The sequence below is a fragment of the Shewanella sp. GD03713 genome, assembly GCF_029843705.1.
Lineage (GTDB): Bacteria > Pseudomonadota > Gammaproteobacteria > Enterobacterales > Shewanellaceae > Shewanella.
Genome location: NZ_JAOCIW010000002.1, coordinates 161,100 through 174,693 on the forward strand (window position 1 = coordinate 161,100; position 13,594 = coordinate 174,693).

A 13,594-nucleotide genomic window follows, 5' to 3' on the forward strand; every position below is an offset into this window, starting at 1 on the left:
AGAGGGGTATTACTTTTCGCTGACGGGTAAATATCCCTCGATTGAGCGCATAAGCTCCTCCAGATCTGGCAATTTTTCGCTCAATTCGAAGTGGTAAGTCCCCTTGAGGTTAATGTTGTGCCAGGCCACAGGGGATGCCTGTTTGACGATATCTATTCTCTTGGTATCTCCTTGGTATTCGAAGCTGGTCAACAGCTGGCTGAGTATCCTGGAGTTGAAGTAAACGATGGCATTGGTGACCAGGCGAGCGCACTCATTCCATAGCTGGATTTCTTCGTCTGAACTGCCCCGGAACTGATCCCCATTGACGCTGCTCACGGCCCGACGCAGTTGGTGATAGGCCTCTCCCCGGTTCAGCGCGCGCTGAACATAGTTTCTTAAACTGGCATCATCGATGTAGCACAGTAGATAATTCGCTTTCACCAGGCGATTGTATTCCGTCAGGGCTTCCAGCAGCGGGTGATTGCGCTTGTACTCCGAGAGCTTTCTCACCAAGGTGGCTTGCGTTGTTTTCCGCTGCTTAAGTGATACTGCAATCCGTTGGATGGTATCCCAGTGCTGCGCAATACGATGGGTATTGATTGGCTTTTTTAAGCACAGCTGAATTCGGTGTTCTTTGTCTTCCTTGACATCAAACATGTCATTGATCACTTTGCCAACCTGGGCATAGCGTGGGGCAAACTGGTATCCGAACAGATCCAGTAACGCGAAGTTCACATGGTTCACCCCATGGGTATCGGTTGAGAGCACATCCGGAATGATGTCTGACGTATTGCTCATCAACAAATCAAAGATGTAGTGCGATTCATGTTCGTTGGCGCCGATCACTCTGGCGTTGATCGCAGCGTGATTGGCGATCAAGGTCATGGCAGAAACACCTTTTTGAGTGCCAAAGTACTTCGACGAATAACGGGTTTTGAAGGTCTCGCGCCGGGCTTCGAACTTTTGACCATCGGCACTGGCGTGGATCACATCTTCCTGGATGTTGTAGTACCGGAAGATGGGTAGCTTGGCTGTCGCGTTATTGATGTTGTCGTTAGCAGCATTCAATGTTTCCAGGCGAAGATAGTTCGCCTGGATAGTGCTGAGCTGATCATAGGTACGATCAGAGATCTGTGCCATGCCGTAAATGCCTTGATTGGTTGCATTGCCGACCAGAATTGCCAACAGGTCATATTCATGGGAACGGCTTCTGGATTGGGAACCCAGCACATGAGCGAAGCAGTCAATGAAACCGGTGTCACGATCAACCATGCGCAGTACATCCGCAATCCCCGTTGTGGGAATTTGCTGGAAGAAGGGATTGTTGACCAGATGATGTTTGCTGGCCGAAGGCAGGCGCCAGAAGCGTTTACCCTGCGGATTACGCAAGATGATATTCCGGTTGTCTTCCTGTTCAAGATATTCGCCGACTTCGTACAAACGGGTATCCAATTCCATGGCCATCTGTTTGATCAGCTTTTCAGGCTCCTCCGCTAATTTTGTAAAATGGCTCTGTTGAAGCAGCGTATATTTGTTTTTTCGCCAATGTTCCCCGTCGATCAGGTCGGCGTCGAGTGCCCGGTATTTAGTGATATCAGGCAGCGTCAGCTGGCCATTCAGGCGATCAGGAATCTGTTGATAGAGGAACCACTCATAACGATCGATCAGGATATTCCCTTCACCATCCAGCAGGAATTCACGTGATTTTTTGGAAAGGAGTCTGGTGTCGGCAGTTTGCAACTGAGCGTCCTGGCCGTTGAGTTCGTTTTGTGTTTTCGCCAAGGCGGCCGCTAAGTGCTGGGTGCCGTCGCAGCCTTCGAAGCGCAGACATAGGAACAACTCTCGCAGCAAACCTTTCCGCAGACTTTCTTTCTCGTCGCAGTACTGCCACATGGCTTCATCGACCGATCGTCGCTGCTCGTTCAGGAAGAGACATACAGATTCCAGATCCCTTTTGGTCAGCAGGCTCAGTGCTTGCTGTCTTACTGTTGCAAACGGTAGTTGCAGATCAATGCTGTCATCAATGAACAGGTGCAGTACTTCAGCTGCCTTGCTGACATTTTTAGCTGCTTTTTGCCAATCCTTAAACACCGCTTCCTGCGCATAATCCTTTGCCTTCTGTTTGGTCTGTCTGACATGATGCACAAAGCCATCGGCAATACGTTCCAGCGCTTGCTGCCATCGCGTTTGAAGATAGCACAATAAATACAGCCATTGGCTGCCTACGGTTTGACGTTTCAGTTTGGCACCGTAGTAGTCGACTTTCTCTGCCAGGTGTTGCAGATTTTTCTGCGACAGTGATAGCGTGCTCAACAGCAGATCCACTTCCGGCATCCAATGCTGGATATGGCGATAGACAATCAGTTCTTTCTCCAACTCGGTTCCGGTGAAGTTACGAGCCGATTGTCGCAACTGTCGGAACGGCAGTGGACCTGTGCCGTTCACGAGCTCCGCCAGTGCTTGCTTAAGACCGCGTGACATTGCACGCTCAAGGTGCGCGGCCATGTGTTCCTGTTCGTCTCCCACCACCTGACTGATGATCTTTTGCAGCGTGCTGTAGGCAGGGATTGCGATCTTCTGCCCCGAACAATATTCAATGGCCGCATCGAAGAGGTGCCTAGGCGCTGTCCAGGCTCTGGCTTGCTGGGATAAGTAATCTCTCAACGCCGCTCCATGGTCTTTGACATTCCAGCGCTGGTAGTTGCAGAGCTGGAAAACACGTTGGTAAATCCGTTCGTTCTCTTTTGGCGTGAGATTAAAGGGTCTACAGCCTGGGCCTGGTAGAACGGTTTGATAAACGTATTTGAGGTCCTGCTTGATCTGATGAAAGCCGGGATTCAGCACCACCGGCTTGGCTTTGAAATAGCCCAGCAGTACCACCAGCATGTAACGCTGGCCCCGATGACGGAGGCTTTTAGCGATCGCCAGTTCCTTATCGTTCAGCGAGAAAAAGAAGCGTTGGTCGGCGGAGGTGAAAGCGGGGGGTCCATATAACTCATCTTGTTCTGCCTCGGACAAGATTTGGACACGTTCTTCGAATGCCATGGATTTAGCCCAAAAAGACTAAATCTTACTCAAACAGAGCCCAAATAGGGATCTCGAAAAAAGTAATACCCCTCTGGAGGCCACAGACGGCGGGGCCTCCAGAGCACTTTGTCGTTTTTGGACGGAAAATCCCTAGAACCCCTAGGTAGAAAATTAATTAATAAAATTAAGCTCAAAGAGGATTTGAAATTAGCAATGAGCGATATTCTCTTTTTGTTAGCAGTTGAGGAGCTTCATTGCAGAGCGCACAAAGAGTTAAACGGGCAAAGTAAACGCCTTATAATGCGCAAATCAGTGAAACTTGAAAAGCAGCTTGAATGGTCTGGGAAATTTAGTCCTTCCCTCATCACCAAGAAGCTTGAAAAGCTGCAATAAACCAATAAATCAATAAACCAACCCAACTGGGGTAATCGCTCCCAGTCGGGTGCGTTTACCTCCGCTCGAATCATTTCGGAGGAAATAAATGAAATATAAACCTGTTAATGCTTGTGCCGATTTTGTGGGTGTTTGCCATGCTTAATCTACACTCTGTGATGAAGAGAAGTTTAGTTGCTACCGGCAATAGAACGTGTCATAAGGGCTGGCTCAAACCTACCTTGGTTAACACATTTTATTCACTTTTTGCCGACTCCTCATGCTCAAATCATAATCGTACAATGGCAAACCAGATTGATTCATTCAATTGGGAACTGCATAGTGAATTGTCGAGTGTGGCGAGTTTGTTGAAATCCAGGACAGGGCTTTTAGCTGGTGATTTCTTTGCTCGCGTGGTGTTCACTGCTACGCCGCATGATAGTCACTACTCATACTGGAGTGTTCTTGAAAATAGCTCAGGTGCCGCAGGTTATAAAGTCCTGTCTGTGCGCCTGTATCAAAACCCGAGAAGCATGAGCAAAATGGCCGTTGTTTTTGAGACAACATTAGGTCTAATTGGTAAGGCATTCTGGGATTTTGAATTGTTAGAAGTATTTTCAGAAGAGCTATAAATTTCATTTTTAGAGTAATACGCTGTGAGTCTCATGTAATGTGTGGGTGCTGGAATCTTACACGTTCACAATAATGCGTTTAATTAGGATCGACCTCGACCAAGAACTTTAGTAAGATGCGGTTCCTGGCAGCACAAACCCTGAGAGCTTTTGCTCTCAAGGCTTGTGTCCAATAGCTAGAATGATTTAAATGGGATAGTCTCTGTCTTATTTAAAACATTTTTGTTACGACTTTACAAAACCTTGCAGATTACCATTTCGAAGCTTTAATGCTTCCTTTCACTTCCTCTCTTGGATTGCTGATTGTTGTTAATTCGTAAGGATGTCAACCAAGACCCTTTCAGATTCTTTCTGTGATGGCTTTGGTTGAGTTAAGTAGGTGGAACACTACTCTAAAATTAGTTCTGGTGACCTGTTCAACACCCATTTTGAACAAATTAAAACTGTCTACTCGTTAACAACGGATAGATAGGATATTAACCAAAACCGTTACCTTTAAGGGATGCATTTTAATCCCCTAAAGGATTTAATATTTGTATTTCCTTTCGGTAACTTTTTACTGTGGAGGAAACACTATGACACTATCTCAGCAAGCACAACCAGTAGCTTATTTCTATTACGGAAAAAAATTTATTGGTGCTGCCATGCTTGAATCTTCAATTTCGAACGCCTTTGAAGTTAACCGCGCTTATTGCCATTCAGTTAGCCGAGAATGCATTCCATACCTTCTATATTGCACTCATGTAAGCATCGCTTATCCTGAACTAGATAAAGAAGTAGATGTAAGCATTAACGATCCGCTCTGGAACGTAGAAAACTGTCGTGAAGAGTGTCTAAAGGCTTTCGCCTAACGATACAAATATTTATTAAACCAACCCAAGAGGGAAACTACCCTCAAGGGCATAGTTTTCCCTCATAATCACTGTGGAGCAAACTATGAACATCAAACCAATCTCACACTACCCATTTTTCAACGAAAATGTTATCAAGCAAATGTCAGGTACACAGCGTTTCATCGATGAAATTGTTGCAATACCTGAACGCCTTCGTGAAGAAGCGAAGCATTTCTTGAGTAAAGACCAACAAGAACGACATCTCGGACACCTTCGAGTAAATCGTCTTGTTACTTCCTTTACCTTGACGGACTTAAAAACTGTGATTCACGCAGTTACAAGTCCATCTCGTTCACATGTTACTTGGTGTCTTGATGACGAACTAACCCAAGTGAAAAAGTTGTTAGATGTACCAGATGAGAACCTTGCTCAGAAAAATGATATGACGTTTTCTGTTTATATTGAATTTGAAGATCGCATCCATAAGCTTACTGCAGATGGAAAGGAATATAGCTCTCAAGTTGAAGCGGCTGCCTGTTTATCTAAGCTCCGTGAATCTTCTGAGTTTTCTGCGCTATATACTTTATTCAGTGAAAAATCAGACACGCAGGTTGACCTGTTTGTTTCGGATGATTCCGAGATTGACTAAATCCGTTCATACCTACTAAGCAAGTACAAACCAAACCATTTAAACCATAGGGTAAACATCAACCCTTTGGGTAGGTGTTTTCCTCGAATTTCATAAAACTGTGGATTAGCACCTATGACAAATCTAACTCGTATTTTCGTAGACCCCAAAAGTAAAACTGTGATTCATGCGATCGAAGAGGGTTACACCACTCTTGAACGTACAATCGAAGGATTACCACCTGAGAAGCGAATTACCAATATCAGCCGTTTTCAGTTGAAACATGGTAGTCGCCAACAAAGTTCTGGTGATGATGTATTTAACACATTGATGGCCGGGGGTAACTTTGTTGAAGTCGATGAAGATTCAATATTAATCAGAAAGAAACTATCTGAAGAAGAACTGAGTAAGCAAGCTCAACACGTTGCTTACGTTCTTGGCCTTTCAAAGGTTGAGGATGTTGACTATCTCCGTAAGGCCCTAAGGCAGATGGAAGATGGACAGCTTATTTATGAAAATACCGAGGCATGTGAAACAAAGCCTGAAGCTTCAGAAGAGCAGCAAATTGATGAAGGCCTTAATGCCATGATTCGAAATGTAGCTACTGAAGTGATTCGTGAGTTTGATGAGAATGGTTATGTAGATTGGCGCCAGCGCGATTCGATGCTTGCCAAGTTACGTCTTACTATCCGTAAAAAGTTAAAGAGTGTTCGGGGTGAATTTGATGGCTCTGTTGTTCAAACAGAAATCAACCAGCTCCTATCTACTCTACAACATGCTTAATCGAACTCGTCAGGAACAACAACATGCGCAATATTACTAATGCTTTGAAATCTAATAAGTCAGTCCAGCTTATCCGTAACGGTTTGGATTTAAAGAAGATAGAGGGTAGCTTTGAACGAAAGTTGTTCGTCCTTTGTCAATTCAGTACATCAAAACTGTTTTTGTTCTACCTAGGTGTATATCTTTTTATCCAACTGATTTTTGTCGGGGTTGAATTAGCCTTTTGGGGTGAGACATTCTCTCATTTGATGGATCCAATTTCGGCCTGCTTCACTTTGAGTGTATTCCTAAGAGCGGCAGATCGAATGGGGGACCTCCTTATTTCCGAAGCTTTGAAATAGAAGTCGTAAGCCATCTATTTGGTCGCTTACATTGATGTCTAACAAAGAATGTGAATATGGAGAAAGTAAATGTCTGTACCAAAGCAACTTACGGCAATTTCCTATGATTCGGGAAACTGCCGACTGTATGTAGAAGACCAAGAATGTAGAAAGTATGTGATTATCGATCATGGGCATCAGTATGAAAAATACAGATTGCCTCGTTATGAACTACATACTTATACAAGAGATGGAGAGCCGTGTTCACCGCTTAATGTTCCTTGGGAGCTTACTTGCGGGGTCGACGGTTCATCATTTTTTACAGGGCTCAAACACGAAGTTCTATCTTAGTCTTTAAGCAAGCATATAAACCTACCAGAGGGTAACATTAACCCTTTGGGTTGGTGTTTCCCTTTGCAATCAACCAAATTTGTGGAGGAAATACCATGTCAGGAATAATGACCCCAGCCGAGTACAATCAATTCATCATCGAACACGTTGTTGACCATGATGGCAACCGTTACGAAGAGAAATGCCCTTGCTGCAATATGCAAGCGATAAAGCATATCTTTGAAACATGCCATAGTGGCTCAATAAATAAGGACTATACACTTAATTGTGAGCATTGCGGACATCACTCATGCGACCAGGATTTTTGCCAAGTCTGTGACGCTAAGAACATTGAATATGATAAACGAATGCTTAGCACTTTTGAGTTAGATGCTCTTGCGGAACATGCTTTGGAAAATGCAAGTACTGGTGTTAACCCTGCAGTTTTTACCAGAATCAAAGAAATGCTCTGCGATGAAGAACTGTACATCGATTTTGGCTACTTCTGCTTTTCTAATGAACCCCTACACAGAGGCAACTTTATGAATACCCTAGATTCTATGACAAGGGGTAATCGAGCTGCTTAAATTGTAGCAAACCAACCCGAGGGGTACTTTCCCTCGGGGTAGTAATCCCTCGATTTTACCAAACTGAAAACCGTGGAGATTTACTATGTCTATCGAAAAAACTATTGAAATGATGAATGCTCAAGTCCAACAAATCGAGCTCCCGCGCTTCTATAAGGAAGATGTTGAAGCTGATTTTAAGATCTTGAAGAAGTACGAAAACGTCAAGTATGTGTGGATGCTTCGAGATAGTGGTTCACTACTTTTTCCATTGCGAAAAGGTGCGAACCCAGTCCACTTAGAGTACTACATCAGAAATGACCCATCTTGCCGCTTCTTTATCATCGAAGGCTTAAGTTGCAATAGTTTTAAGGAAATCAATGCTGCAAACGCATCTAAGCTGATCAGTCAGGAACCAATCGAATTTGACATCATATCATCACCAGATGACTTGATTGTTAAAGTTACAAATCTCTTAACCGATGCAAATGTAACTTCTTCCATATTCGAGAATCCTGCTTATGGCACTGAACCAATGAACTGGGATAGCTGGCTTACTTGGTTTACTGGGAAAAACAAACTGATGGAGGAGGTCATGCGCCGCGCTATCAATTTGTTACCAAAGTTGCATGAAAAGCGCAGATATGCGGGCATGAGAGTTTCATAATTTAATCAAAAAAAACCAACCCAACTGGGGCAATTACTCCAGTCGGGAGTATTGCCTCTCAACTTCCTGTGGAGGCAATCATGGACATCATTTTACTAGCAGCTTGTATACCAACTGGATACATTATTTCACGCCCTATCTACGCGTTGTTTAATTTATTCGGCATCTACTAAGCCTATTTAATTGATTAAAACCTAAACCTAAACCCTTGAGGGCTGAACCGCTGCCCTTGGGGGAAAGTGTGTTCAATAAGCCCTCTGCACCATTCTTGTGGAGGATAGCTATGAAAACAACTAACCAAACTGCGGCCAACGATACTCCAGCATGTGTACTTAACGATTTGTTTTGTACTCCAATGCCCGGAGATTTTGTTCAAGTAGAAGATTCAATTTACACATCGGATACGCCAGCTGGTTCGTTCGGTGTGATTTTGGGATTCAAAAACGATTCGAAAGATGAATACGATATTTGTTTCAACCCGGTACCGGCTCCTTGGGGAGGGAAGTCTACAGATGCACAAATTACTGCAGCTGGTGGATCTACTTGCCCAATGGTTGGTACTGACATGTTAAAGCCAACTTCAACAGTGATGGTAAGAGAGTTCTTTACGAAGTCACCATTTATTCACAAAGTTAAGTGTGTTGTGAAGGTATGGACGTTTGATCTATGTGCTTACGAGCGCTCTGGTCGGCGTCAAGCCTTCATCAGCAATAGCATGATGAAATCGATTCGATAAATTTATATAAACCAAAACCCTTGAGGGGAAAGCCATTCTCCTCAAGGGGATTGCCTTGTCCCTTCACAAAATAAATCTGTGGAGGAATTATGACTTTAAAAACATTAACCGCTTACTTCAAACACGAACTTTCTAAGCTTGGATATGATGACATCGCTAATAAGAATGCTTTTGGCTGGCAACTAAGTTATTGCCAAGGTGATGGAATAGAGTTCCCTCATGCCATCATTTGCGAAGCAGATGCAACTATCTTGTGTGATCGTATTATGGCTGGAAAACACAAAGCAGCCGTTAAACGGGCACTTAGTAAGGGCGTTGTAGTGAGTGCTGGTGGAAAATATTGCGCAGAACTGTGTGATTACAACTGTGACCCTGAACTAACCAGCTTTGAAATGGCTGCATGTGAAGTGTTTATCAGTAGTATTGATGATGACCTGAAATCAATCGAGCGTCGCTTGATGGACGAAGGTTATAAGTATCTTGAAGCAACACCGTCTGTTGATGAACCTGAAGTCGCAATAGAGCGTAGTCTGGGTCGACTCAAGCTTGTCGTCAGCAAGACAAATTCCGATTGGTTTGATCTATTTGGGTCAAATGATGAAGAAGACTTGGAGTTTGATTACAGGGTCATGCAAGGAATAATTAATGGTGGAGATAAATTCTTTGAACTGAAAGTCGAATTATTCGACCTGTGTGATGAGGATTCAGATTTACCCCTTGCAACGACTTATCTTGGAAATTGCATTCTGAGCAAAGATGAAGAATTGATGCGAAATTACGGATGCGAAGTGCGTACACAGGTCGCTTTGGCAGTTGATGAAGCTCGAATCTTACTAGACAGGCGAAATGTCGAAAGAGATGCACGTAAAGCAGCTCGTGAAGAAGCCCTCCGTCAAGAATACCTTGAAAAAAGGGCAGTTGCAGAACGTGAGGCTGAAGCTGAAAGAGCAAGGGTTGAAGCGCTTTTAATTCAAGAAGCTGAACAAATTGCCGCGGCTCGTGATTTTGCAATGTGGTCAGGCTTGGAGTTATCTAGCTTGCCAGCTTCCATCGGATTTTCAAACATCTAGTTAGCACGATTCAACTCTGAGGTAATTATGCAATTTACTAACTTTATTAATTTCAAAAGAGAAGTAGCAAAACTGTTGAAAGACAGAATCGGGGTGGAAATTGGCAGCATAGACCAAACTTCACTTAGAGAGTCATTCGATGACAATTGGACGCCGGAAGATCACGTTGAGCTTGTCGCGTCCCAAAGCTAATTTCTCTAAATTTTCTAACAATTTCACCCTGGTTGGATTATTCCTTCCTTCGGGTCAATGAAAACAGCAAACTAATTCTAAGGCTCCGCTTAGCAGTCATAGAAAGCTACAACAATAGTAAAATGTTGATGTAGATAAATCGACCTGAGGCATGGCCGGTAACTCTGCATGAGTTCCCGAATGCCAGTCTCTAATAATCAAGAAGTAACTAAAAACCAAGGGGATGTTTTCGGACATCAGAATGCAACAGCATTCACCCTTGGTTTTTTTTTATTTCGAATTCTTCTGCCAACTGATCTACAGAGGGCGTGTAGAGTAGTAGCACTGTTTTTACGTGCTTATCTATCACTAAGGCATCTTCATTTGTCCTACAGGCTCTCTCCAATGCCTCACAGGCCTTTTCCAGAGCAATTAAGCCCACGGTTCCAGAAGAACTTTTAAGGCTGTGGACGGCTTTCTCAAGCTCATACGTATTGTCTTCGCTCAATATTTTTTCGTATAGGAATTTTGTGTGTTCTATAAAGGTCGAAACAATTTCGATGACCATTTCCCTGCCTAATACACTTAAGTCGGCATTAAGAATTGCCGGGTCATACAATGGTTCAGTATGTTCGGGAACTTCTGTCGCAGATGTAAGATAGTTCGGTTCATCAGACCGCAGGGTGGATGCTTTCTCGAGAAAGTAGACTTGGGAAATAGTCCTTGTCAAAACGTCAATTTTAACGGGTTTCCCTATGAAGCCATCTAAGCCAGCATTCAAGTACGCTTCGACTTCATGACGGAAAACATGAGCAGAAAATGCGATGGTTGGAATTCTACGTTTAGCAATGTCGCGTAGTTCAGCGGTTAGAGATACCCCATCAATATCAGGGAGGTTAATATCCATTAGAATCATGTCAAATTCGGTACCGCTAATAGCCTTCCTTGCAAGTTCACCATTCATGGTAGTGGTTACTTTATGGCCAAGCTTCTTAAGGAAGCCATTTGCTACCATAACGTTCGTATCATTATCTTCAACCAGAAGGATGTTGAGTTCAGGTACTTTTTCACAATGGCTGATTTGGCCCTGCTTTTGACCGCTAGGCTCTCCAAGCTTAAGGGGGATTATAAATTCGAAGGTTGTGCATTTTCCTAGTTCACTTTTGACCTTCAGGTCACCCCCCAGCATCGCGGTAAACCGTTGGCTGATTGCAAGTCCTAGGCCAGTGCCACCAGCAGAATGTTGTGTTTGTTCAAATGGCTCAAAAATTTTGTTCAGTTCATGTTCCGAGATACCTGTGCCCGTATCCAAAACTTCAAACGAATATAATCCATGGCCATCATGTGGTTCATTCCGAATTTGGACTGATATGCTGACACTGCCGCTGTCAGTGAATTTGATTGAATTCCCAACGAGATTTAAGAGTATTTGAGTTAATTTCCCGTGATCGCCATAAAGCCAGTCAGGAATTTGATCACCAACGGTAAACGACATTTGAATCCCTTTTTCTTGGGCCCGGGCATTCATCATTTTCATGACATCTTCGATTGTGTCCCGAATGCAGAAAGATTTCTCGTTGAGCTCAAAGTGACCAGTCTCGATTTTGGAGTAATCCAGCACGTTATTGAGAATGCCCATGAGAATGGTGCCTGACTTCGAGATTGTTAGCGCATATTGCTTTTGCTCATTATTAAGCGGGGTTTCCTCCAGGAGGGCTAGTGTACCAACAATACCATTCATCGGAGTTCTGATTTCATGGCTCATGTGTGCAAGAAAGGCTGACTTAGCACGATTAGCCGTCTCAGCCTCCTGTCTGGCCTTAGCGTGTTCTCCGACTTCCTTTTCAAGTGCTGCATTAGCTTTTGTAAGCTGAATTGTTCGTATCCGCACAATGTTCTTAAGTTCGTCTTGATGCACTTGAAGTTCTATAGCGGTGCCTTTGAAAACTTGGAGAGCTTTAGATAGCTCAGAAATTTCGTCTTCTCCGCCTTGTGGTATTGCTACTCCGAGGTCACCATTTGCAAGCTTTCTAACGGCTGCGGTCATATCGTTAAGGCGCTTGATAACATTTTGATAGATATCCCTGATGGTAAGGGCGTAAACCAAAAAGAAGAAAATAGAGAAATACGTCTGCATTCTCAGTGTTTGTTCCGTTATCTTTGAAACGCTAGCTATCGACTCTTTGGCGTCAAGGTGAGCATTCCGAACGATTGTTTCAACCTTCGAACTTAGCTCCTCGAGGAGTTTGGTTTGGTTAATCTGTCTTAAAGTAATTTGGTCACGAGTCTGAATGCGGGCATTGAGCAGCTTGAAATAAACTTCACTGTTTCCCCTTATCCGATTTGTTGCATCTATTAGTTTGGCTTTTTTATATGGGTCTAAAATAGAGTCAACTCGATTTTCAACCTCCAATAGAAGACGTAGGATATGGCGTTGGTAATCATCAACTTGCTTGTGAGAATTTGCACGAACGGCTTCATTAAGTTGGACTTCCATACTTCGTCCAGCAAAACTAATAAAAACCATTTGGTACGCCATGTCTATTTCTACATCACGTAAATAATTCAATGCCCTATACAACTCTTCATTATTTTTCCTTGTCTGAATTAGCAAATTTAGACCTGATATAGAAGAATCGACTGAATACCTTGATTTTGTGGTTTCCTCTGCAGCAGCTTCGGAAATAAAGGCTACTGATGTCCCAATTTCTGCCCCGATATGCAATAACTCATTCTCAATTGATACGAGTCTGTGAGCAGTTAAAGAGACACCATTGAGTTCATTTACGAATCTGTTAAATGTTATTTTTAAGTAATCATTTTTCAAACGAGGTTCGAGCTGAGTTATTATTTGATGTAGATCTTCTGAAAGCTTTGATATTGCATCATTGTTATCAGAAAGTTCGCGATCGTTATCAGCCGCGCTCATTAACAGAGCTGTATACATAAGTCTGTCATTAAGTTCGTTTAATTTTTTTGCCATCAAAAGACCAGGGAATGTATCTTCAACAATCGTCTTCTCTTGGGCGTTAATATTTGCAAAGGAATACCACCAGACAAATGAAGCCAATCCATAAAGCGAAAATATAACTAAGGAAGCGACCATTAGTCTTGGTCCGATGCTTAAATTTATGTTCAGAATTTCTTCTCCATCAGAATGTAATTTTCGATAATAAAGGCACAAAAGACATAATTAAGACGTAATGGCAATTGAACCGAATATGCACGATTATAAAACAGCAATTCATTTATATGCTTTGCACTTTCGCAATAAGCTTCAAAGTTGCAGTTCAATAACTATCAGGATCATGCCTAGCAGGGACTGTAAAGTGTTTCGAACCTCCATTCGAGTCAATCTCAAATGTGCGAGAAAAATTGCGCATCCGTTAGGGAACTTCGAAACAGCGGTTAATTTATGTGTTAGCTCACCGCGTGAATGTCCTTGCTTTTCGAGCGATTGCCTAGGATTTTCAGCTT

Annotated in this window: 12 protein-coding genes; 10 read left to right on the top strand and 2 right to left on the bottom strand. The window is 43.1% G+C overall.

Features of this window, described 5'->3' with window-relative positions:
* Positions 1–9: 9 nt before the first annotated feature.
* Positions 10–3,027, bottom strand: a complete 3,018-nt coding sequence (locus tag N5E87_RS22050) for a Tn3-like element IS3000 family transposase (protein WP_021740570.1) — start codon at positions 3,025–3,027, stop codon at positions 10–12.
* 108 nt (positions 3,028–3,135) lie between these two features.
* Between N5E87_RS22050 and N5E87_RS22055 the strand changes: the two genes are divergently transcribed.
* The 10 genes from N5E87_RS22055 (at position 3,136) to N5E87_RS22100 (ending at position 9,946) form a co-directional block, all read left to right on the top strand.
* Positions 3,136–3,402, top strand: a complete 267-nt coding sequence (locus N5E87_RS22055; protein ID WP_279775971.1) for a hypothetical protein — start codon at positions 3,136–3,138, stop codon at positions 3,400–3,402.
* Between the two features lie 137 nt (positions 3,403–3,539).
* Positions 3,540–4,013, top strand: coding sequence for a hypothetical protein (locus tag N5E87_RS22060; protein WP_279775972.1), 474 nt, complete (start codon positions 3,540–3,542; stop codon positions 4,011–4,013).
* 575 nt (positions 4,014–4,588) lie between these two features.
* Positions 4,589–4,864, top strand: coding sequence for a hypothetical protein (locus tag N5E87_RS22065; RefSeq protein ID WP_279775973.1), 276 nt, complete (start codon positions 4,589–4,591; stop codon positions 4,862–4,864).
* 85 nt (positions 4,865–4,949) lie between these two features.
* Positions 4,950–5,495: a hypothetical protein gene (locus tag N5E87_RS22070; protein WP_279775974.1), complete on the top strand. Its 546-nt coding sequence runs from the start codon at positions 4,950–4,952 to the stop codon at positions 5,493–5,495.
* Positions 5,496–5,609: 114 nt separating this feature from the next.
* Positions 5,610–6,257, top strand: coding sequence for a hypothetical protein (locus N5E87_RS22075; protein WP_279775975.1), 648 nt, complete (start codon positions 5,610–5,612; stop codon positions 6,255–6,257).
* A gap of 23 nt (positions 6,258–6,280) precedes the next feature.
* Positions 6,281–6,598 (top strand): hypothetical protein, encoded by a 318-nt coding sequence (locus N5E87_RS22080; protein WP_279775976.1) that lies wholly within the window; start codon positions 6,281–6,283, stop codon positions 6,596–6,598.
* 425 nt (positions 6,599–7,023) lie between these two features.
* Positions 7,024–7,494: a hypothetical protein gene (locus N5E87_RS22085; RefSeq protein ID WP_279775977.1), complete on the top strand. Its 471-nt coding sequence runs from the start codon at positions 7,024–7,026 to the stop codon at positions 7,492–7,494.
* An 85-nt stretch (positions 7,495–7,579) separates the two neighbouring features.
* Complete coding sequence (locus tag N5E87_RS22090; protein WP_279775978.1) at positions 7,580–8,140, top strand: hypothetical protein; 561 nt, start codon at positions 7,580–7,582, stop codon at positions 8,138–8,140.
* A 283-nt stretch (positions 8,141–8,423) separates the two neighbouring features.
* The gene (locus tag N5E87_RS22095) at positions 8,424–8,876 is read left to right on the top strand and encodes a hypothetical protein (protein WP_279775979.1); all 453 of its coding nucleotides are present in this window, start codon (positions 8,424–8,426) and stop codon (positions 8,874–8,876) included.
* 89 nt (positions 8,877–8,965) lie between these two features.
* Positions 8,966–9,946 carry a hypothetical protein gene (locus N5E87_RS22100; protein WP_279775980.1) on the top strand — a complete coding sequence of 327 codons (981 nt, stop codon included), beginning with the start codon at positions 8,966–8,968 and terminating at the stop codon, positions 9,944–9,946.
* Between the two features lie 445 nt (positions 9,947–10,391).
* Here the strand turns inward: N5E87_RS22100 and torS are convergent, their stop codons facing one another.
* Entirely contained in the window at positions 10,392–13,301 is a 2,910-nt protein-coding gene (gene torS, locus N5E87_RS22105; protein ID WP_279775981.1) for a TMAO reductase system sensor histidine kinase/response regulator TorS, read from the bottom strand.
* Positions 13,302–13,594: the final 293 nt, after the last annotated feature.